Origin of the sequence: Sphingomonas sp. Leaf198 (genome assembly GCF_001424005.1) — a bacterium.
Taxonomy (GTDB): domain Bacteria; phylum Pseudomonadota; class Alphaproteobacteria; order Sphingomonadales; family Sphingomonadaceae; genus Sphingomonas.
In genome coordinates this window covers 372,154-390,404 of record NZ_LMPX01000003.1, presented here as the reverse complement: position 1 = coordinate 390,404, position 18,251 = coordinate 372,154, and the positions used below count along the sequence as shown (strand labels likewise).

General features: G+C 66.7%; 17 protein-coding genes. 3 read left to right on the top strand and 14 right to left on the bottom strand.

Going from position 1 to position 18,251, the window contains the following annotated elements:
• Position 1: 1 nt before the first annotated feature.
• The 5 genes from ASG20_RS14405 to argH are packed head-to-tail and all read right to left on the bottom strand — an operon-like array spanning position 2 to position 4,626.
• Positions 2–955 carry a zinc transporter ZntB gene (locus ASG20_RS14405; protein WP_056054116.1) on the bottom strand — a complete coding sequence of 318 codons (954 nt, stop codon included), beginning with the start codon at positions 953–955 and terminating at the stop codon, positions 2–4.
• Positions 952–1,749 carry a precorrin-2 dehydrogenase/sirohydrochlorin ferrochelatase family protein gene (locus ASG20_RS14400; protein WP_231420575.1) on the bottom strand — a complete coding sequence of 266 codons (798 nt, stop codon included), beginning with the start codon at positions 1,747–1,749 and terminating at the stop codon, positions 952–954. Before ASG20_RS14400 ends, ASG20_RS14405 begins: the two co-directional genes overlap by 4 nt.
• Positions 1,746–3,008 (bottom strand): diaminopimelate decarboxylase, encoded by a 1,263-nt coding sequence (lysA, locus tag ASG20_RS14395; RefSeq protein ID WP_056054110.1) that lies wholly within the window; start codon positions 3,006–3,008, stop codon positions 1,746–1,748. The genes ASG20_RS14400 and lysA overlap by 4 nt, the downstream gene beginning before the upstream one ends.
• A gap of 11 nt (positions 3,009–3,019) precedes the next feature.
• Positions 3,020–3,262 carry a hypothetical protein gene (locus tag ASG20_RS14390; RefSeq protein WP_056054108.1) on the bottom strand — a complete coding sequence of 81 codons (243 nt, stop codon included), beginning with the start codon at positions 3,260–3,262 and terminating at the stop codon, positions 3,020–3,022.
• Positions 3,259–4,626 (bottom strand): argininosuccinate lyase, encoded by a 1,368-nt coding sequence (gene argH / locus ASG20_RS14385; RefSeq protein ID WP_082471011.1) that lies wholly within the window; start codon positions 4,624–4,626, stop codon positions 3,259–3,261. The genes ASG20_RS14390 and argH overlap by 4 nt, the downstream gene beginning before the upstream one ends.
• Positions 4,627–4,642: 16 nt before the next feature.
• On the opposite strand from argH, the gene ASG20_RS14380 reads away from it, so the two are divergent.
• Positions 4,643–5,284: a TlpA family protein disulfide reductase gene (locus tag ASG20_RS14380; protein WP_056054103.1), complete on the top strand. Its 642-nt coding sequence runs from the start codon at positions 4,643–4,645 to the stop codon at positions 5,282–5,284.
• Between the two features lie 16 nt (positions 5,285–5,300).
• Here the strand turns inward: ASG20_RS14380 and ASG20_RS14375 are convergent, their stop codons facing one another.
• Genes ASG20_RS14375 through ASG20_RS14350 form a run of 6 tightly spaced genes read right to left on the bottom strand, consistent with a single transcriptional unit; the run spans position 5,301 to position 11,922 of the window.
• Positions 5,301–6,419 (bottom strand): glycosyltransferase, encoded by a 1,119-nt coding sequence (locus ASG20_RS14375; protein ID WP_056054101.1) that lies wholly within the window; start codon positions 6,417–6,419, stop codon positions 5,301–5,303.
• Positions 6,420–6,423: 4 nt separating this feature from the next.
• On the bottom strand, positions 6,424–7,092 hold the full coding sequence (locus tag ASG20_RS14370) for a hypothetical protein (protein WP_056054098.1): 669 nt from the start codon (positions 7,090–7,092) through the stop codon (positions 6,424–6,426).
• Positions 7,089–8,456 carry a GNVR domain-containing protein gene (locus tag ASG20_RS14365; protein WP_056054095.1) on the bottom strand — a complete coding sequence of 456 codons (1,368 nt, stop codon included), beginning with the start codon at positions 8,454–8,456 and terminating at the stop codon, positions 7,089–7,091. The genes ASG20_RS14370 and ASG20_RS14365 overlap by 4 nt, the downstream gene beginning before the upstream one ends.
• The gene (locus ASG20_RS14360; protein ID WP_056054092.1) at positions 8,453–9,847 is read right to left on the bottom strand and encodes an ATP-binding protein; all 1,395 of its coding nucleotides are present in this window, start codon (positions 9,845–9,847) and stop codon (positions 8,453–8,455) included. Before ASG20_RS14360 ends, ASG20_RS14365 begins: the two co-directional genes overlap by 4 nt.
• A gap of 43 nt (positions 9,848–9,890) precedes the next feature.
• Positions 9,891–10,718: a polysaccharide biosynthesis/export family protein gene (locus tag ASG20_RS14355; RefSeq protein WP_056054088.1), complete on the bottom strand. Its 828-nt coding sequence runs from the start codon at positions 10,716–10,718 to the stop codon at positions 9,891–9,893.
• 19 nt (positions 10,719–10,737) lie between these two features.
• A complete protein-coding gene (locus tag ASG20_RS14350; RefSeq protein ID WP_056054085.1) occupies positions 10,738–11,922 on the bottom strand; it encodes an outer membrane beta-barrel protein in 1,185 nt (394 codons plus the stop codon).
• Between the two features lie 262 nt (positions 11,923–12,184).
• Between ASG20_RS14350 and ASG20_RS14345 the strand changes: the two genes are divergently transcribed.
• Positions 12,185–13,645, top strand: coding sequence for a hypothetical protein (locus tag ASG20_RS14345; protein ID WP_056054083.1), 1,461 nt, complete (start codon positions 12,185–12,187; stop codon positions 13,643–13,645).
• A gap of 31 nt (positions 13,646–13,676) precedes the next feature.
• Here ASG20_RS14345 and ASG20_RS14340 read toward each other — a convergent pair whose 3' ends face one another.
• Positions 13,677–14,894, bottom strand: coding sequence for a glycosyltransferase family 4 protein (locus tag ASG20_RS14340; protein WP_056054080.1), 1,218 nt, complete (start codon positions 14,892–14,894; stop codon positions 13,677–13,679).
• A gap of 43 nt (positions 14,895–14,937) precedes the next feature.
• Entirely contained in the window at positions 14,938–15,495 is a 558-nt protein-coding gene (locus ASG20_RS14335; protein ID WP_056054077.1) for a serine acetyltransferase, read from the bottom strand.
• Positions 15,496–15,888: 393 nt separating this feature from the next.
• Here ASG20_RS14335 and ASG20_RS14330 point away from each other — a divergent pair, with 393 nt between their 5' ends.
• Entirely contained in the window at positions 15,889–17,094 is a 1,206-nt protein-coding gene (locus ASG20_RS14330; protein ID WP_056054074.1) for a glycosyltransferase family 4 protein, read from the top strand.
• Positions 17,095–17,119: 25 nt separating this feature from the next.
• Here ASG20_RS14330 and ASG20_RS14325 read toward each other — a convergent pair whose 3' ends face one another.
• Positions 17,120–18,184: a glycosyltransferase family 4 protein gene (locus tag ASG20_RS14325; protein ID WP_056054071.1), complete on the bottom strand. Its 1,065-nt coding sequence runs from the start codon at positions 18,182–18,184 to the stop codon at positions 17,120–17,122.
• Positions 18,185–18,251 lie beyond the last annotated feature (67 nt).

Below are 18,251 nucleotides of genomic sequence, written 5' to 3'. Positions count from 1 at the left end.
GCTACCGCCGGAACCAGTGGCGCGCCGAGAAATATCCCACGACGCCGACCGCGATCACCAGGCACGCCACCGCGATCGCATCGAACGCCCACGGCTCCTCGGCATAGGGCAGCCCCTTGACGTTCATCCCGTACAGCCCGGTCAGGAAGGTCAGCGGCAGGAACACCATCGCCGCGATCGAGATGATCAGCGAGCGGTTGTCGATCTGCTCGGCGCGCAGGTCGGTCAGCGTCTCGTGGACCAGCGCCGAGCGTTCGCGGATCGATTCGAGCTCCTCCGCCATCCGCGCCGCGCGGTCCGCCGCCGCCGCCAGATGCAGCCGATCGTCGTCGGCGAGCCAGTCGCCCGGCAGCGCCGCCAGCTTCTCCAGCGCCGCACGCTGCGGATTGAGGAAGCGTTTGTAGCCAATCGCCGCGACGCGCACCTTGCTGACCGTGCGGCGCAGTTCGAACACGCGGTTGGCGTCGAGCTGTTCCTCGCAATCGTCGAGCTCGTCGCCGAGCGTCGCCACGTCGGGATCGAGATCGGTGGTGATCGCGGTCGCGAACGCGGCGATCAGGTCGCCTGGATCGCGGATCTCGCCACGCTCGACCATCTTTTCGACCTCGGCCACCGCGATCAGCGGTTTCCGCGTGACCGAGTACACGCGGCCCTTCACCGCCCATATCCGCACCGAGGCGAGCAGGTCGGAGGTGTCGAGCTCCTCCTTCGATCGCCCGCGCAGATTGACGAACGCGCCGTCGCCGACCGCCTCGCACCGCGGCCGCGTCTCGGTCGCGGTCAGCGCATCGACGACATAGTCGAGCAGCCTGGCTTCGTCGCGCAGCCAGGTTTGCGCATGCTCGGCAGTGGTCGACAGATGCACCCAGACGAGGTCGGCGGTACAGTCGAGCGCTTCCTTGACGTCGACGCGCGTCGCTTCGCCGTTGGTGATGCGAAAGCCGAAGCCGCTCACAGGGCCATCTCGATCGCCACCGACAGGCCGGTGCCCGGATCCGCCGGCATTGCCGCGCAATGGCGGGCTGCATCGGCGCGCGCGCGGTCGAGGATCGCCGCGGGGACGTCTGAGCTATGATAGACTCGGTCCGCGCTGGCCAGCGCGCGCGCCTGACGCAATGTCAAATCCTCGGGATCGTCGGACAGCAGGACAAGAGTAATCGCCACGTCGCGCGCCGCAGCCGGCGTCCCCGTCGGAGTCAGCCACGCATCGACGTCATGCGTCGGCGACAGTGGATCGAGCATGCCGCCCGCCCCCATTGCCGTCGCCAGCGCCCGGCGGCGCTCCCCCATGTCGGGCCAGCGCTTTCGCAACGCGCCGCGCGCGCCCTGCAACGCCAGCGCGAGTTTGCCGAGATCGGCGGGAACGATCGCTTCCAACCGTTGCCGCAGCGCCGCCGCGAGTCCCGCCGAAACGCCGCTCGTCCCGATCGCGATCAGTACCGGCGCACGGTCGACGATCGCCGGCAGCGTGAAATCGCATAGTGCCGAGCGGTCGACCGCGTTGACGAGGATGCCGCGCGCCTTCAGCCGCGCCACCGCCGCCAGCGCGTCGTCCTCGTCGTCGATCGCGACGATCGCGAGCGACGCACTGGCATCCTCGCCGACCACGTCCGCCCCCGCGCGATCGAGCAACCGGCGCTTGGCATCTGCCGCCTCGCCCTCGCCCAGCAGGATCACCGGGCGCCCCGCCAGCCTGACGAACAGCGGCAGGCTCTGTAGCGGGACGGGCAGAGGCGCGGGTGATGTCACCGCTTGAGCCATTCGGGCACGCGCTCGGCGGCCAGGATCGTCTCGGGGTGAATGCGGTCGGCGACCACCGCAAACCGGTCGCCGTCGACCAGCACTTCGGGCACCAGCGCGCGGCTGTTGTAGGTCGACGCCATCGTCGCGCCATACGCGCCCGCGGTGCGGAAGATGCCGAGATCGCCCGACTTCACCGCGTCGATATCGCGGCCCATCGCGAAGGTATCGCCGGTCTCGCACACCGGCCCGGCGATGTTGGCGGTCATCCGCTCGCCGGTCGGCGCGACCGCGACGAAATCATGATACGCGTCGTACATCGCGACGCGCGCGAGGTCGTTCATCGCCGCATCGACGATCACATACGGGTTCACGACGCCGGGCTTCACCCAGATCACTTCGGTCAGCAACACGCCGGCATTGCCCGCGATCACGCGACCGGGTTCGAACATCAGTTCGACGTCCCAATCGGCAGTCGCGCGCGCGACCATCGCGCCGTACTCGGCCGGGCTCGGCAGCACGTCGCCGGGCTTGTACGGCACGCCGAGCCCGCCGCCGAGATCGACGCGGCTGATCGTGTGACCGGCGGCACGCAGTTCCGCGACCAGCTCGCCGATCCGCGCATAGGCGGCCTCGAGCGGCGCGAGATCGGCGAGCTGGCTGCCGATGTGGATCGCGACGCCGCGCAAATCGAGACCGTCATGCTGCGACAACCGATCGAACATCGCCACCGCCTGGTCGATCGCGACGCCGAACTTGTTCTCCTTGCGCCCGGTGGAGATTTTCGCGTGCGTGCCGGCATCGACGTCGGGGTTCACGCGCAGCACCGCCGGCGCGCGTTCGCCGCGCGCATGGGCGAGCGCGGCAAGGACTTCGCCTTCCTCCTCCAGCTCGAGATTGAACTGGCCGATCCCGGCGTCCAGCGCCTGCGCCAGTTCGCGCCGCGTCTTGCCGACGCCCGAGAACACGATATCCGACGCCGGAATACCCGCCGCCAGCGCGCGCTGCATCTCGCCCGCCGACACGACGTCCGCGCCGTAGCCCTCGTCGGCGAGCACGCGCAGCACCGCAACGTTGGGATTCGCCTTGATCGCATAGGCCAGATGCACCCGCCCGGCGCCCTTTAGCGCGTCGCGAAACACCTGCGCGTGGCGGCGGAAGGTGGCGGTCGAATAGACGTAGACGGGCGTGCCGACAGCCTCGGCGATCGCCGGCAGGGCGACGTCCTCGGCGTGCATCACACCGTCACGATAGGCGAAATGGTCCATGGATCAGGTCTTCAATTGGGCGGCGGCAGGTCGAACTCGTCGCTACGCCGCTCGTCGGATTGGGTCAGCAGCTCGTCGCTGCGCTTGGGGCGTTGCTGCGTGGTGGGGGTCAGCAACTGCGCCGGCGTCGGCCGGGTCTTCGCACCATAGGGCGCGACTGGCAGCATCTTGCCCTCGGCCGGTTTCAAGCCATCCGCCGCACCGCACCCGGACAAGGCCAACGCCAGTCCCGCCAATCCAACACACCGCTTCATGCCGTCTCTCCCCGAGCCGCGCGGATCGCAGCACGCACATTGTCGGGCGCAGTACCGCCGAAACTGGTCCGGCTGGCGACCGACGCATCGACCGAGAGCACGCCGTACACGCGTTCGTCGATCCGCGCATCGATTGCCTTGAGGTCCTCGATCGGCAGCGCGTCGAGCGCGACCTTGCGCTCCTCCGCGAGCTTCACCGCGCGCCCCGTGACATGATGCGCCTCGCGGAACGGCAGTCCCGCTTCGCGCACCAGCCAGTCGGCGAGATCGGTCGCGGTCGCGAAGCCGCTTTCCGCCAGCCCGCGCATCCGATCGGTGCGGAACGTCGCGCTCTCGACCATCCCGGTCATCGCCGCGATCGACAGCGCGAGCAGGTCGTGCGCCTCGAACACCGGCGGCTTGTCGTCCTGCATGTCCTTCGAATAGGCGAGCGGCAGGCCCTTCATCGTCACCATCAGCGCGGTCATGCAGCCAAGGATACGCCCGGCATGCCCGCGCACCAGCTCGGCCGCATCGGGATTGCGCTTCTGCGGCATGATCGAGCTGCCCGTCGACCATTGATCGCTGAGCGCGACGAACCCGAACGGCTGCGATGCCCACAGCACGAACTCCTCGGCGAGCCGCGACAGGTGTAGCGAGGTCTGCGTCGCGGCGGTGAGATACTCGATCGCGAAATCGCGGTCGCTCACCCCGTCGAGCGAGTTGGTCATCGGCCCGTCGAAGCCGAGCGCCTCGGCGGTCATCGTCCGATCGATCGGGAAACCCGTGCCCGCCAGCGCCGCCGAGCCCAGCGGCGACTTGTTCATCCGCGCCCGCGCGTCCGCGAACCGCCCGACGTCACGCGAAATCATCGCGTGATACGCCATCAGATGATGCCCAAGCGTCACCGGCTGCGCAGACTGCAAGTGCGTAAAGCCTGGCATAACACTCGCCGCATGCTCTTCCGCCCGCGCGAGCAGTGCCGCCTGGAACCCGGCGAGCGCCGCCAGCGCCTGGTCGATCGCATCGCGCACCCACAGCCGGAAATCGGTCGCGACCTGGTCGTTGCGCGACCGCGCGGTATGTAGCCGCCCGGCGACCGGACCGATCGCATCGGCCAGCCGCGCCTCGGTCTGCATGTGGATATCCTCAAGGACCAGATCCTCCTCGACGCCGTGCTCGGCGTAGTACGCCGCCACCGTGTCGAGGCCCGCCGAGATCGTCGCAGCGTCCTCCGCCGAAACGATGCCCTGCTTGCCGAGCATCGCGACATGCGCCTTCGAACCGGCAATATCCTGCTGCCAGAGCCGCTTGTCGAAGGGAATGGAGGCGTTTATCTCGCGCATGACCGCTGCCGGTCCTTCGGCGAACCGCCCGCCCCACATCGAATTGGAACCGTCCATGTTCTCGAATCCTGTGTTCAATTCGCTGTTAAAGTCTGGGCCGATCGCCGCCGTGATGGGGATGGGCCTGCTGGTCGCCGGCTGCGATAGGAAATCGTCCGCGCCGGAGCAAGCAAACGTCGTCGCGGCGAACACGGCGTCCGCCGACGAGGTCGCGTCCGGCCCTGCGCCCGACGAAGCCACCGGTGCGACCGCCCCCGCCGAAAAGCTCGACCGCAGCCACAAGGGCGAGACCGGCCCGACGGTCGCCTTCACCGCGCCCGACGGCAAGCCGGTCACGCTCGCCTCGTTCAAGGGCAAGCCGTTGCTGCTCAACATGTGGGCGACCTGGTGTGCGCCGTGCGTCGCGGAAATGCCGACGCTCGACGCCGCGGCGAAGTCGCTCGCCGGCAAGATACAGGTCATTGCGGTCAGCCAGGACATGCAGGGCGCGGAGAAGGTGACGCCGTTCTTCGCAGCCAAGAAATTCTCGACGCTGAAGCCGTATCTCGACCCGAAGCTCGGCCTCAGCCTCGCCTACCAGGCGAACCTGCCGACCACGATCCTGTACGACTCGGCGGGCAAGGAAGTGTGGCGGATGACCGGCGGCTATGAATGGAACACGCCCGCCGCCGCCAAGCTGATCGCCGAAGCGTCCTGATCGGGACGCGACCGCGTCAGTCGCCGAGCGCGGACCTATATACCCGGTCGACCGCATCGACCATTTTCTCCGCGGTATATTCGGCGATGAAGCGCGCATGGCCTCGCTCGCCCCAATCGGGCAACGTGGCGGGGTCGAGCGCTTCCAATGTCCGGCGCAGCGCGGCTGCATCGTTCGCCGGGAAGCTCACGCCGTAGCGTCCGCCGTCGAGGATGTCGTTCAGCCCGCCCGCGGTCGAGGCGATCACAGCACGGCGGACTCGCATCGCCTCGATCGCGACCAGGCCGAAGCCTTCCCAGCGTGACGGCACGATGATCGCATCCGCCGCCATCATCTCGGCGACCACGCCGTTGCGGTCGCGCCATCCGACATACTCGACGAAATCGGGCGTCGGGCTGCCCGTTCCCGTCGACAGCACAGCCTGCCCGACGATTCGCAACGCATAGCGATCACCCAGCCCGGCGATCGCCTCCAGCAGCAGATCGAGCCCCTTCTGCCGGTCCAGCCGGCCGACAAACAAGAGCTTGATCCGGGCGTCGTCCCACCGCGCCGGCGCGACCGCGGGCGGGGCTGCGGCGATCGCGTTGTTGATCGTTACCAGCTTGCGCTCGGGCAAGCCGGCCTCGACCGCGACATCGCGTTCGTGCGGCGAGATCAGGATGATGCGGTCCGCCGCCCTTGCCAGATAGCGCTCGACCGCAACGATGAAGCGCCGCACGTTCGGCGACACCTGCATGCTGAACGCCCAGCCATGCGGGCAGAACAACACGCGAGGGCGACGCCCGAACCGCAGGATCCGCGTGATCACGCCCGCGCCGAACGAATGCGCGTGGACGATGTCCGGCCGCGTCGCGCGCCGCACGCGCCGATACGCAAAGAACAGTTTCGCCATCCCGCGCAGCCGGTTGGGCCGATCGAAATATTCGAACCGGATCCCGCTGTCGCGCAGCCGCGGCTCGATATGGTCGCGGTGCTGCTCGGGCATCAGCAGCGTCAGCGCGGCGGGGCCGTAAAGCTCCGCCTGCGGGGTCAGCAGTTCGGCGAGAAAGCTCCCCGTCCCGCCGATGATGCTGTCGCACACATGCAGCACGCGGGGCGCGCCGCCATCCCCGCGCGGTCCGGTCGACACGGCCATGCGATCAGACGAGGACGGTGCCGGTGATCGGAATGCCGTGTTGGTCGAGCACTTCGATCAGCCCACGCACGTCGCTGCGCTTGGTCCGGTGTTTGCGGACGACGATCACCGCCGCGTCGAAGCCGCTGATCGCATCGGCGATGCTGGTCGCACCGTTGGTCGAATGGATCGCGGCGACGGCCAGCATCTGGCCGCTCGAGGTCGCGACCGCATCATGCTGTTCGAGCAGCGACCGCCGCTCGATCGGTTCGCCGCTGCCGCCATCCGATCCGGTCCCCTGCACCAGCAGGCCCGGGATCGCGGTGCCCTGGTGATCGGCATGATCGGCCAGCTGGAACAGGCTCGCGATCCGCGGATGCGCGCGATTGGTGTCGACGATCAGCGTGTGCGATCCGGCCTGCGCCATCACCACGCCGATATTGGCGGCCAGCACGGCGAGCGCCTCGTCGCAATCGACGCCGATCAGCGCACAGGCGCGCGACCGGCGGTCGGTCTCGCCGTAGCTTTGCAGGATCGAGCTGCGGATCGCGCGCGCCGCCACCACATAGGGGGTGTCGGCCGCATAGGCCGCGACGACCAGCGGATCGACGCTGCCGGGGGCGACATGGGACGATCCGGTATCGTCGCCGTCGGAACGAAACGATGCGGGACCAGTGGTCGAACGAAGCCTCACGCTATTGCCTCCTTGCGCGGGGCTCGCCAGCCCGTTGTCCCGCTTTCGATGTCGGTCATGTCGGCGATCACGTCGAGATCGAGCGCGCGCGCGGTCCCCGACGGGGTCCGCAGCCGCGGCGTGAGCATTTCCTGCCCGATCGCCGAGGCGAGGCCAGCGCCTGCACCCAGCACGATCGCTGCGATCACCCACAGGATCAGGTTCGGCTTGGATGGCAGCGTCGGCGCCACCGCGCGATCGAGACGGCTCGCATTGGCCTGCGACACCTCGGATTGCAGCGTCGCCTCGTTGTAGCGCTGACGCACCGTGTCGTAGGTCGCCCGTGCCGCATCGACGTCGCGCTGCAACACGTTCAGCTGGTCCTGCACACCCGACAGCGCGAGCATGCGCGTCTGCTGTGCCGCCAGATCGGCGCGGATCTGCGACTCGCGCCGGCCCGCTGCCGAGCTCGAGGCGGTCAACGCCTGCGCCTGGATCGATCGCGCCGATTCGAGCTGGCTACGCAGCGCCGCCAGCTGCGCGTTGGCGGCCAGCATGTCGGGGTGGTTCGGACCAAGCGTCTTCGACAGCTCGGCGACCTTGCCCGCCTGCAGACCGCTCTCGCGCTGCAGATCCTGGACGATCGTCGACTGCGCGACCTCGGGCTGCGCGGTCGACCCCGATTTGGACTGCGCGACCGCCGCGGCGGCCTGCGCGGAGACCAGCTCGGTCGACAGGTTGCGGACGCGGTCGGCCTCGACGTCCATCCGGTTCATGCCGACGATGCCGTGCTGCCGCTGGAAGTTGGACAAGCGCGACTGCGCCGCTTCCAGCCGGTCACGAACATCGCGGGTCCGCGCGTCGTACCATTTGGCGTTACCCTGCGCGCTGCCGCTGCGCAGCGTCACCTGCTTGGTCAGGAACGTGTCGACGATCAGGTTCAGCGTCTTGGCCGCCTGCTCGGGCGTGTTCGCGGTCAGGCTGAGCCGGATCACGTTGCTGCCCTTCTCGTTGCTGATCGCGAGATCGCGGCGCAGCATGACGAGGCCGTTCTGGGTCCGCTCCGCGGGCGTATCGCCCAGCTTCGCGCTCTGGAACTGCGGGCTGCGGCGAATGACCTCGCCGAGCACGGCATCGCTGCGGATGATGTCCTCCTGCGTGCCGATCACCGATTCCAGGACCGAACTATTGTCGGAACCGGTCACGCTGTTGGCGCTGACCGGATCGCGCTGGGTCAGATCGACCAGCACCGACGACGACGCGGTGTAGGCGCGGGGACGCGTGAAGCCGAGCACGGCGATGGCGAGAAACACCAGGCCGCCCACGATCAGGACAAGCCGGAGCCTATACCGGATCGCGCTTACCAAGTCAGTGAAACCGATCACAGATCACGCACTCCCCGTTCCAGAACAGTTCGCAGATCGTCGAGCCCGGGGGTCTTGATCCGGGTCGGATCGATCCTGCGATTATACACAAGCAGATAGAATTGCGGTGCCAGCGTATCGTCGAAATAATAGCTGCCTTCGATCGCGCTGGCATGCAGGATCGGGCTCAACGCCGCGAACGCCGCGGCGATCGTCGCATCGTCATGGCCGTCTTCGTCGAGCACCAGGACCACCTCGGTGCGTTCGATGCGGGTCCGCATCGCCGCCGCAAGGCAGATGACCGCCGCCGCCGTCGCGATCTGCTTCGGCAGGCGCTGGATATCGGCGACCACCGCGGCGGCGCGCGGGCTCAGCGCACTCCACTCGGCATAGGCGTCGACCAGACCCTGCTGGACGACCGCGTCGTCGATATGGTCCTGACCCGCGCGGCTTGCCGCGATCGCGCAATTCGATCCGAACAACCGCAGATGATAGGGCGACCCCACCGCGGACCGCGAGATCCTGGTGGCGGCGGCGTCGTCGATCGTCATGCCCGCGGTCTCGCAGCAGCGCAGCAGCAGCGCCTTGAGCTGCTCGGTCTCGATCCCGCCGATCGGCACCGACACGATATGCCGGCGGAGCGACGGATGCCCCTCGATCAGATCCTCGAGATTGGCGGCGATGCCGACCGCGACGATCCGCACCGGCGAGCGCATGTCGGACAGCAGCTTCATCAGCGTCGCCATCTCGGTCTTGGTCGCCAGGTTCTCGATCCGGTCGAACTCGTCGAGCACGAGGATCGTCGGCCGGCGAACCTTTTCGGCGAGGATGCTGGCCACCTGTCGCGCGTCGAACGGCGCGTTGAGCAGCGGCTGGATATCGATCCGCCGCACGCCCTCGCCGGGGATCGACATCAGCTCGACGAGGTACGGACGGCACAGCTCGGAGAAATCGATGTCGCCGCCGGCCAGATTGTACAGGACCGTCGCCCCGGCCTCGTCGGCCAGATCGCCGAACACGCGCGACAGCGACGTCTTGCCCGATCCGCGTGCGCCGAACACGATGCCGTGCTTGCCATGCTCGAGGACCGCCTCGACGAGCCGGTCGAGCTCACGCGCGCGCCCGGCCAGACCGGCGCGATGCTCGACCGGCATCCCTGCATCGAACGCCGCATGGATACGAGTCCGCTGCGAGCTGATCGCCATGACGCCCGCGTTCGCGCGCGCCGGTTGCGATACCGCACCCGGAACCGGCTGCGCCGCCGACCCCGGACGCGCGCCCGGACGCACCGTCGCGGAGGCTTCCTGCACGGGCGTACCGACCGCGATACGCAGGTCGGGCAGGCTCGACATCGGCGGCTCGGGATCGAGCAGACCGGACAGCCAGTCACGGAGGCGTGCGAAGAAGCTCACGAGTGGCTACCCCGCGCTTCGGACAGGATCGGGATCATCACGATCAGAACCACTTTTCCTTGATGACCAGCACGTCTTCGGGCTGAACCACCATGTCGAGATCGGGCTTGTCGATCTTCTGACCGCCGCGCCGCACTTCGATCCGCTTGACCGAACCGGCCAGCGTCGGCCCACCGGCGAGCGCCAGCGCCTGGCGGAAGGTCATGCCGGGCTGGATCGGATAGGCGCCGCCCTTGTTGACTTCGCCGTAGACATAGACCGATTCGGCGGTCGGCACGAACAGCGTGTCGCCCGGCTGGACCATGCGCGACGCGCCGCCTGCCAGATCGGCGAGCGAGATGCGGACCGGCTGGCCACCGACCGGGGTCAGGATCACGGCATTGGCGCCGTCGATCCGCGGCCCGCCCGCGCGCGCGACCATCGCCGACACGGTATAGGGACGATCGATCGGGTAGAGACCCGAATTGGGTACGGCACCCAGCACGGTCGCGGTCTTGCTGGCATAGGCGGTGATCTCGACGTTGATCGAGGGCTTGCTCAGATAGCCGCCACGGACATACGCCTGCGACAATTCGGTGCCGAGCTGCGCGGTCGTCTTGCCCGCCGCCTGGACCACGCCGAGGAACGGCGCGGTGATCGTGCCGTCGGCGCGGATCCGCGTCTTCGACGACATCGAATCCTGTCCGAACACGGTGACCGAAATCTCGTCGTTGGGCCCGAGCACGTACGAGCTTGCCGGCGTGACGGGTCCCTGACCAACGCCCGTCTGACCAACGGGTGCATTGGCGACCTGCGCCTGCGCCTGCGCGAGCGGCACCGCGGACAACGCCACTGCGCCAGCCAGGCGTACGAAGTGCCAGCTAACTGTCATGATGTGCCTCGTCATTGTGTCAGAACCTGTACGATACGCCGGCCGCGGCGCGGTTGGCATCATAATCGTTTAACCCCGTATTGGTACGCCGCGACGTGCGCTGGCCATCCAACGTCAGATTGAGGCGCTCGCCCATCGCACGGGTCAGCCCCAAAGTCAGGCTGGAAAAACGATCGCTGGAAAAAGGCGACGCGATCACAAGCGGATCGCCACGGAACTGTCTCCGCCCCAGAATCGCGCCGCCGCGCAGCGTGGTGCGCTCGGCAAACCGCCATTCGGTGTTCAGCGCGTAATCGGACTGGACGGTGAACCCGGACGGCACCAGCGAATCGTTGACGATGCGACGACCCGCCTCGCCCTTGAACATGATCCGCGGAATAGGCCGGAACACGAGGTCCACGTCCCACCCGGGGCCATGATAGGGCCGCACGTTGGCCCCCTCGCTTCGCGCCTGGAGGTAATGCAGATCGACGTTCAGCTCGACCCGGCTCACGACCGCGCGATTGAACGTCACGCCCGCCTCGTCGATGCGATTGACGACGCCGATCGTCGGACGATCTGCGCGCGAATAGCGATAAAACAGTGCCACCTGTCCCAGGCTGGGACGCGCATAGCCGATTCCGCCCGCCGCGGAGACCAGCGTCTGATCCGCGAAATCGAACTGCGTCGTGTTACGCGTGGTCCGCCGAGACACCTCGGCCAGCGGGAAGAACCCTACGGCGCGAGGGCAGCTGGCCTTGACCGCCAGCGTCGAGAACGTCTGGAAGTTGTCGACCGGGCCGTTGATGTCGCCATAATCGGCCTGTTGCCGCGCGAATCGCAGATCGGGCTGAATCTGGCAAATGCCGGCGACACGGATCGTACCGGTCCCCTCTATATCCGCGCGCGCGCGGCTGCGATCGGTGTTCCGGGTATAGAAACTATAGGCGAAATCGCCGTCGACGCGCAGATCGTTATGCCCGACCTGCCGTTGATAGGTCGCGCGCACGGCAGGCGTGACGATGATGTCGTCGACCGGCGCCGCGCGGGCTTCGTTGGTTCGGAAGATGTTGTCGTCATAGGCGACCTCCCCCGACGGCGTCACGCTCAGACCCGGCTGATCGATCGTCGTTACGCCGATCAGCGGGATCGGCAGCAACGGATTCCCCAGCTGCTCGGACTGCGCGACGGCGACCTGCGGGACGACGAAGGCAGCGGCCCCCATTGCCTGGGCAAGAACGCTGAAGACTCGCGCGCGATTCGTGCTGCAATGCAACATCGAGCGACGAACCGGTGAGGAATAACAACCGAACATAGAGTCTGCGTGCCTTCTCGTATCCACGGCGTCAAGACGCTCCTAACCGATGTAAAAGACGAACTCACCTTCGATCACGCTGCGCTGCCGCATAAGTGTTCCTATATGTCCCCTCCATTAACCGCATGTAAAACCCTGCGAATTAAGCATGAGTCCTCATCGAGGGTTCGTCATGGTTCGCCGTTTTTTGCCACTATTCAGCATTTTGCTCGCATCCTGCGGCGGCGGCGACGGCAGTTCCGCCTCGACCGAGGCGGTTACGACGGTTCCTGCTGCAGTGCCGTCGCCGACGCCCGCGCCTGCCGCCACGCCGACCGCCGCCGACGCCAGTGCGCTGCCCACCGAAGCCGGCGCCACCGCGATCATATTCGCCGCATCGGACCTGCCGGTGCGCGCGTCGCCCTATATCGTCGGCGCGGCCACGCACTTCTCCTATGCGGCGCTCGCCGGTTACGATCCCGACAGCGTTGCGCAGCGGTTTACCGATAGCGGCATCCGGGCGTTCCGCGAGGATCTCTACTGGAACGCGCTGGCACCCGATTGGGACGTCACCGGCGCGCATCTGCCGCAGCCGCTCGTCACCTTCCTCGGCAAGACCACCGCACGCCCTTTGTATATCCTCAACAACGGCAATGCGTTCATCCCGGGCGCGTCGCCGCCGGTCGCCGATGCCGGACAGACCGCGTTCGCTGCCTATGCACAGCGCGCGGTGGCCGCGACCGGGGGCCGCGATGCGATCTACGAGATCTGGAACGAATGGAACCGCAACGTCGTCCGCGACAAGCCGGTGATGGTCGGTCCGGGCGACGCGTCGGACTATCGCGCGTCGCTCTACTACGCGCCGCTCGCCGCGCGCGCGACCAGCGCGATCAAGCAGGTCGCACCGAGTGCGAAGGTCTTGGTGGGCGCGGCGGGCGACGATCCCGAATGGCAATGGACGCTCGACGTCCTTGCCCGCGGGGCGGCTGCGCAGGCCGACGGCGTCTCCGCGCACATCTACAATCACTGCGCCAGTACCGCCAATCGCACCGCGTCCGAGGCGCTCGGCCGGCTGACGTTGCTGCACTCGAAGGTCGCCGGCGCCAATGGCGGGCGCGACCTGCCCTTGTATGTCACCGAATGGGGCTGGCCGGCGGGTACCAACGTCTGTGCGGTGAGCGCTGCGCGGATCGCGACCAACGTGCCGCAGTTCCTGCTGCACACCGCCGCGCTGCCCTGGGTGGCGGGGTCCTGGTATTACGAGACCAAGGATTCGGGCGTCGATCCGACCAATATCCAGCATAATTTCGGTCTGTACGACGCCAATTACGCGGCGAAGTCGGCGCAGTGCGCGTTCGCCGATGCCAGCGCGGTGATCGCCGATGCGAAGGCGATGGCGGTGCAGAGCGTCGACAACGGCTTGACGGTGATCCGCGTCACGACCTCGCGCGGCCTGGCGATCGTCGCCTGGAGCGCGGTAGCCGGCCGACAGGGGCGGATCACGGTCGGCGGCACCGCCGCCTACACCACCCGCACCCTCTGCCAGGCCACCGCTGCCGCCACCTCCGACCGCACCCTCACCATCGGCGAGATGCCGGTGGTGATCGACATGCCCAACGCCAGCCGACTTGGGGTCAACGCCCGCCTGCTCTAGGCTGCCGGACAAATCGCGAACCCCGCGCCGGTCAGCGGTTTCCGCTGCCGGCCGCGATCTGGTCGAACGCGTCGAGCATCTGTTTGGCGAGCACGTCATAGTCGTACCGGTCGGTCTGCTTGGCGGCCTGCTCGCGCAGGACCAGCAATTGCTCGGGATTCTCCAACACGTCGACGATCGCCGCGCGCCAGCGCTCGGTGTCGCCGGGCGGTACCAGCATGCCGTTGACACCGGGCTCGATCAGTTCGGGCAGCCCGCCCTTGTCGCTGCCCATCACCGGCACCGCGTTGACCAGCGCCTGGAACACGACGCCCGGCGAATTTTCGGCCCATAGCGACGGAACGATCAGCATATCGCTTTCGGCCATCAGATCGGAGACGTTCTGCTGCGGCACATGGCCCTGCATCGTCAGCCACGGGCGATCCCCATACGCCGCCCGCAACGCCTGATCCTCCGGCCCCTTGCCGAGCACGGTGAGATGGAACTTATACTGCGCGGCGAGCGGATCGAGCAGTTCGAGGAGGAAATTGATCCCCTTGGTCTTTTCCAGCCGTCCGACGAACACCAGTCGCACCGTATCCGACGGCACGTGCGTGGTGCGCGGGGTGGGATAGCGGTTGGGGTTGAGGATGTGGAAGCGCGGATAGTCCTCGATCGGCAGGAACGACGACACCGTGTCGAGGTTGGACTGCGACGGCGAGATGAAGCCGAGCCGCGGGATCTCCCGCAGGAACCCCATCTTGACCTTCGAACTCACGCGGCAGCTGGTGCACTGGCCGACGCATTCGTCGCTGCCGCGGAACATCGTCGTCCGCAGGCAGGTATAGGCGAGGTCGTGCAACGTGATCGCGGTCGGGATGTCGTGACGGCCGATCGCCTTCAACCCGTTATAGCCCAGCCCCGATATCCAGTGGATATGGATGAAATCGGGTTTGAAATCGGCGATGACCTGCTCGAACATAGCCTCGTTGCGCGGGTCGTAATGATCCTGCGCATGCCAGATCGGCTTCTTCCAGCTTGGCGCCTGGCTGGTCTTGAACACCGGATAGATATGCGGCGTGCCGACCCGGTACAGCGTGTAGCCGTCCTGCGGCGTCGCCCAGCTCTCATGCTCGGCCATCGGCGCCGCGGTCAACACCGCCGCCTCATGGCCATTGGCCGCGAACCAGTAGGTCAGACTGTGCGCGCACAGTTCCGCGCCACCGATCACATAAGGCGGGTAATAGGCGGAAATGCTTAGGATGCGCATCGCGTGCCGCTCCAATGGCTATAGGACGAAAGTTCGCGCAGCATCATGACGCGGCGACGATCCGGGCCGGCACGCCAACCGCGACCGCACCGTTCGGCACGTCACGCAACACTACGGCATTGGCGCCGATCATGGCTCCCTCCCCGATTGAGATCGCGCCTATAATTGCCGCCCCTGCCGACAGATAGGCGTTTCGGCCGATCCGTGCATGACCAGGGCTGTGCGAATGGCGCGAGCCGATCGTCACGTTCTGCAGGATCGCGACGTTTTCGCCCAAGGTGCAGACGCCCACGACGATCCCGTACGGATGAGGAATGTACAGTCCCGGCGAAACTGTACAGCCGATCGCGATCTCCGAACCGAACGAGCGGCACGTCGCCCACCACCAGATACGCCGCATCGGACGACCAATCACGGGAATGCGCGCCAACAGATCCTGGATCCGCCGCGCCAGCACGAACTGGAACCCTTGCGTCACCAGGATCATCCGCAAGGCGAAGCCCGCGGTTACGATGGTCGATTCGTGATGGGCGAACAACGCGAGATCACGCCGAACCGCCGCGCGGAAACCGGCGGCTTCGCCTGATTCCGTATTGGTCATGGGCGGACACTACCTCTGCTGGAGACTGCCATTTGGCGTGGTGAAAATGGTATAAAGAAATTTTTTGTGCATTGCGGCAATTGTGACGTCACGCAAAGCCATAACGGTGAACTCGTATCGTTTTTTGTAAAAATATCGTCTGTCGAGGCCACGTGCCTGCCCTTGCCTTCACAAGTTCACGGTTGCGAAAGATGCTGAGGTCACGATATCGCAGACGCGAGATGAACGTTCGATGGCGTAGTATCCGCACTGGATTTGATCGCGACGATAGTAACGATCGACCAGAACGGGTGGATGTCGCCTAAGAACTACGCCGCCTTGAATTCCATGGTGCGCCTCCTCCGCGGTATTTGGGTCGCGGCTGATACGCAAAAGACGAATTGATAGGGTAGCATGCGCATTCTGATCGTGAACACGTTGTATCCCCCCTCCCTCGTCGGTGGCGCCGAGCGGTCGGTCGCGCTGCTCGGCCGGGCGGTCGGCGCGCGCGGTCACGACGTTCACGTCGCCTCGCTGCACGACGGCGATACGGTCATCGAGGAACGCGACGGCCCCGTCACGGTGCACCGCCTGCCGCTGCGGAACATCTATTGGCCGTTCCGCCCCGGTCATCGGCCGTCGAAGCCCGTGCGCCTGATGTGGCACCTGCGCGACCGGAAAAATCGGCGGGCAACCCGCGACCTGATCGCGCTCGCCAAGCGAATCAAGCCCGACGTGCTGCACACCAACAATCTGCAGGGGTTCTCGACCGAGATCTGGCACTGGGCGCGCGCCAACGACATCCGGATCGTCCACACGCTGCGCGACTACAGCCTTATGTGCGCGCGTGCAGCGCTATACCGCGACCGCAAGGATTGCGTCGAGCGCTGCGCCGATTGCCGCCTGCTGACCGACCGCAAGAAGCGCAATACGCCGCTCGTCGATGCGGTCGCCTCGAACAGTCAGTACGTGATCGATACGCACGAGCGTCACGGCTTCTTCGACGATACGCCGAGCCGCGTGATCTTCAACATCGCCGATGTGAACGCGGTGGTGTCCAGCGCGGAACGACCGGGGCGCGAGGACGCGGCCGGCCTGGTGTTCGGCGTGATCGGCCGGGTCGAACCGGAAAAGGGCATCGAAGTGGTGCTCGCGGCGATCACCAGCGTCGAAGGCGACTGGCGACTGCGCATCGCCGGCGGCGGCCAGACCGACTATATCGACGGACTGAAGGCGCGCCATCCGGATCCACGGATCGACTGGATGGGGTTCGTCGAGGCCGATGCGTTCTACGACAGCATCGACGTCCTGATCATCGGCTCGACCTGGCCTGAACCGCTGCCGCGTACCATGATCGAAAGCCTCGCGCGCGGCACGCCGACCTTGTATTCGGACGCCGGCGGCACGCCCGAGATCGGCCATATGGCGCCGCTCTCGGCGATGTACGCCAAGGACGATCCCGAGGCGCTCGCCTCGCAAATCCGCCTTGCGCTCGACGACCCAGCGACCTGGCGCGCGCGCCGCACCGCCGATCCGGCATTGCTCGAGCAATTTTCCGAAGCCGCGGTCGCGGGCCGCTATATCGCGCTCTACACCAGCGACGCCGACCGCCCAGTCTGATCCGCGTTTTTTTTTCGCTCGCTATTCAGATCGCAGCGAGCGCGGCGATCAAATCGTCGGTGCTCGCCGACCAGCTATAGGCGTCGGCGCGCGCCGCGGTGCGTGCCGCCAGATCGTCGACCAAAATGTCGTCGCGCAGGATCCGCTCAAGCCCCGCAGCGATCGCGTCGATCGAGGTCGGATCGACGTACAGCGCCGCATCGCCGCACACCTCGCGCACCGGGGGGATATCGCCCGCCAGCACCGGACGGCCGAACTGCATCATTTCGAGCGGTGGGATGCCGAAGCCTTCGTACAGGCTGGGAAACACCAGCGCGCGGGCGGCGCGATACAGCCCCATCAACGCCTCGTCGCTGATCCGGCCCGGCAGGATCACGCCCGGCGGCACGTCGTCGATGCCGTTCTGCGCGAACGACTTGACCGCCGCGCCGACCAGCACGAGCCGATCGTCGGGCCGCGCGACCCGCGCGAACGCCTCGAGCGCGCGCGGCAGGTTCTTGTTCGGCGCGAACGATCCGACGAACAGCAGGAATCGCCCTGGAATCAGGCCCAGTTGCGCGACGATGTCGGTATCGGGGACGATCGCATCGACATGGTCCGCCGCGTTGGGGATCACCGGAATTTTGGCGGCGTCGAGCTTGAGCACAGCGGCCAGACGATCGCGCGAAAAGCCCGACACGGTCGCGATCTGTGAGCGACGCGCGATGAGATGCCCGAGCGTCCGGTGCATCGTCCGATACGGTCGCGAGAAATTCTCCGGCAGATCATAGACCAGCGCGTCGTGGATCACGGTCAGCGACCGGCGCGGCGCGACCGGGCCGGAATTGCACAGGTTGAGAAGCGTCGACCCGTGCGCCGCTCGCGGCAGATGGATCTGCTCCCAGGCGTGACCACCGCCGCGACCGACGGTGCGCGCCGAAAACCGCGGCCATTCTGGCGGTGCAGCAACGCCGGGTGGCAGCAACAGCGTCCAGCGAGGCGGCTCGGCGCCCGCCACGATGCGGTCGTGAACCTGCCCCAGCAACATACGCGCGAACCGTTCGACACCGGTGACCGAACGTCCCAGAAAACGACCATTAACTGCGATCATTGTCTCTATTTTCCAATTCTATCCGGGGATAGGCACGGTGTGACGCCATATTGTTGCAAGGCTGCTA

Bases quoted from the DNA above. Each gene is read 5' to 3' on its own strand.
- lysA (WP_056054110.1), bottom strand. From the start codon at position 3,008: ATGGACCATTTCGCCTATCGTGACGGTGTGATGCACGCCGAGGACGTC.
- ASG20_RS14390 (WP_056054108.1), bottom strand. From the start codon at position 3,262: ATGAAGCGGTGTGTTGGATTGGCGGGACTGGCGTTGGCCTTGTCCGGG.
- argH (WP_082471011.1), bottom strand. From the start codon at position 4,626: ATGTGGGGCGGGCGGTTCGCCGAAGGACCGGCAGCGGTCATGCGCGAG.
- ASG20_RS14380 (WP_056054103.1), top strand. From the start codon at position 4,643: ATGTTCTCGAATCCTGTGTTCAATTCGCTGTTAAAGTCTGGGCCGATC.
- ASG20_RS14375 (WP_056054101.1), bottom strand. From the start codon at position 6,419: ATGGCCGTGTCGACCGGACCGCGCGGGGATGGCGGCGCGCCCCGCGTG.
- ASG20_RS14355 (WP_056054088.1), bottom strand. From the start codon at position 10,718: ATGACAGTTAGCTGGCACTTCGTACGCCTGGCTGGCGCAGTGGCGTTG.
- ASG20_RS14350 (WP_056054085.1), bottom strand. From the start codon at position 11,922: ATGGGGGCCGCTGCCTTCGTCGTCCCGCAGGTCGCCGTCGCGCAGTCC.
- ASG20_RS14345 (WP_056054083.1), top strand. From the start codon at position 12,185: ATGGTTCGCCGTTTTTTGCCACTATTCAGCATTTTGCTCGCATCCTGC.
- ASG20_RS14340 (WP_056054080.1), bottom strand. From the start codon at position 14,894: ATGCGCATCCTAAGCATTTCCGCCTATTACCCGCCTTATGTGATCGGT.
- ASG20_RS14335 (WP_056054077.1), bottom strand. From the start codon at position 15,495: ATGACCAATACGGAATCAGGCGAAGCCGCCGGTTTCCGCGCGGCGGTT.
- ASG20_RS14330 (WP_056054074.1), top strand. From the start codon at position 15,889: ATGCGCATTCTGATCGTGAACACGTTGTATCCCCCCTCCCTCGTCGGT.
- ASG20_RS14325 (WP_056054071.1), bottom strand. From the start codon at position 18,184: ATGATCGCAGTTAATGGTCGTTTTCTGGGACGTTCGGTCACCGGTGTC.